Source organism: Paraburkholderia sp. UYCP14C, from assembly GCF_004197395.1.
Taxonomy (GTDB): domain Bacteria; phylum Pseudomonadota; class Gammaproteobacteria; order Burkholderiales; family Burkholderiaceae; genus Paraburkholderia.
The window spans coordinates 1-2,313 of sequence record NZ_SELS01000201.1; the positions used below are offsets into that span (position 1 = coordinate 1).

At 52.6% G+C, this 2,313-nt stretch carries 2 protein-coding genes; both read left to right on the forward strand.

The window, feature by feature from the left end; all coding sequences use genetic code 11:
- A partial coding sequence (locus EVC45_RS46415) for a hypothetical protein (RefSeq protein WP_211193598.1) occupies positions 1–259 on the forward strand: 259 nt, incomplete at its 5' end.
- 628 nt (positions 260–887) lie between these two features.
- On the forward strand, positions 888–2,207 hold the full coding sequence (locus EVC45_RS44200; RefSeq protein ID WP_129964312.1) for a hypothetical protein: 1,320 nt from the start codon (positions 888–890) through the stop codon (positions 2,205–2,207).
- Positions 2,208–2,313: the final 106 nt, after the last annotated feature.

Consider the following 2,313-nt stretch of genomic DNA (forward strand, 5'->3'; position numbering starts at 1 on the left):
ACTCGATGCCGGCATTATCTCAGACCCGCAACACAACCATCAGGCCCTATCTGCTGAAGACCCTGCCGAACAAAGTCAACCTGAGGCACTACTGCCGCAGCTGATCGCGGCCCTCAGGGCGGCCTGTCGCTACTTCGCCGGCGCATTGCGCCATGGCCGCGCGCGTCGTTACCATGTCGATCACTTCGCAAATCACACTTCCACTTCGCGTTGCCTGTCTTGCCAACTCATGCATTTCATGAAACATATGCATTACTGATCAAATGCAACTTCAGTCTGCTTGAAACCCGCAATCAGTTGTGTTATTCGAGTGCAGGTCGATTCCGCTAAACTTGTCCATGCCGGCCTCCTGTGCGTCAAGTGGGTCTCGCAACCTCAACTCTACGCCCGCCGCTTCACCACAACGGCGTGGGGCTGGCTATATGATTATCAGATCCCTGCTCCTTGCCGGTCTCTCCCGGCGCACACCAATTTCGTTTCGCCGCACATGGCTGCGCACCGATGGACTTATTTTTCGAGAGAAATGGAATTCTATGTTTTTCCTTAAGAGAGCTTGAGGCTCAGTCAACTGTCCGGGTTCGGAGCGGGGGGGGGAAGCGGTACCACCAGTCTTCTTTCGGGCTGCGAGCCCTTGCAGGCCAAACGGACTACCACTTCCTGTGAAGGGAAAGGATCAGTTTCCAGACGCAGTGACCAATTTACAAGGGGGGGGGAAATTGGACACAAATCCGTGTAATCTATTGGATACCGAAAGTTTTATCAGAGACTACGCAACTCTGCGAGCACGTCAGGAGGTGCAACAAGGTGGGGGCGCCAACTCTCCGCTGGCTTCACCACCTAGCGCCCCCGCGCAGCCATCTAACGTACTCCTGCAGCGGTTGAATGACATGCAGCTGGAGCGGAAAGATAACTTGGGGCAACAAGCTGGTGGCATTCGCCGGACTTTCTATGCCCCAGGCAAGGATGCGAAAAATGCATCCGATCCGGAAGATAGAGAATTTATTGAACGTTTTAAAAAAGAAAGTATCGCTAGGGAGTTAAAAGAGAAAAATGTCAATGACTTTGCTGAATCGCTGGCACGTTTGAGTAATGAGCTCACAAGAAAAACTGGCCTCGGTATCGCGCATCGAGGAATTGACGATCCCGCCTTGGATAAAGCAGCTAAACACCTGGATGGCCTTTTTTCCCGCACGACTCAACGTGCACTAACCACCGCTCGCGCGAACGAAAGGTTTCGCCTTAGAAGCAGCGAACCAGACGGCGAAATCGAAAGTGATGCATACGGAGAAGATGAAGACCTCATTGCATTATTTATTGATCGGGCGCCGATGCTCTATGCGGATGCAACGATTGTCGATGTTAGAAAAGCGCTCCGCCATTTTAGCACGTGGCTAAGGTCAGAAAATTTGCCATCAATCAACCAGCTTTTAAGCCGAGATAAGCAGCTGAAAGAAATCAGGAAAACGTACCTGAGCGCATACCCTAGAAAAGCAGAAAAAAACGTATTTGCAATTAACACGGTGAAGAAAATGGGGCTGACGGTAACGCCCGAGCGGAACGTAGCAGGCTCGCAACCCTTCTCGAATGTGTCATCACATTCATGGCCCAGTCTGGACGAAGGAGGCCCGCCGTCAATAAATCCGTATGGCTATGAAGGTTTCGGCAATACTCCCGGATCCGACTTTTTTAAGGGTCTTCCTTGGGAGCAGCCGCAGACGCCAGGTGACTCAGTGAACCAGCCGTATGGCTATGAAGGTTTCGGCAATACTCCCGGATCCGACTTTTTTAAGGGTCTTCCTTGGGAGCAGACGCCAAGTGACTCAGTGAACCAGCCACATGACGAGTATGGCGTGAGTGAATCATACCCAACTGGTTATTATGTTCCGTGGAGCCCCCCTGTCCAGTCCCAAGCGCATGATCCATACAGTAGTACGTGGAACGAGCCTTCAGCGCTGAATCCGCCGCGCCCAGAGATCGGTCATCTCGTCGGCTCCGACTGGCAGCACGGCAACCAGCGCGCCTCCGACGCGCTGATCAGCGTGCTAAGTAACCAAGGCTTGGCGCCATACGAATATATGCCGGAGACGGAATTGGACATCCACGGTGAGCGCTACAGGGCCGTCCTACAATCTGGCCAAAGGCAGCCCAATGCTTTCAACCCGCTCGGGCTTGATATTAGGCTCTACTATGTACCACGTGGTGGCTGAGGGATTTGTCCGGATGGGGGTATTGCAAAGGGCTCCGGTGCAAATAGGTAGCGTGGTCGAAATAATCTTTATAGATTTGGATACCTTATCGATTGAACAGGACGGC

What these genes read in the sequence shown, in the direction of transcription:
- EVC45_RS44200 (WP_129964312.1), top strand. Translation starts at nt 888, where the DNA reads ATGCAGCTGGAGCGGAAAGATAACTTGGGGCAACAAGCTGGTGGCATT.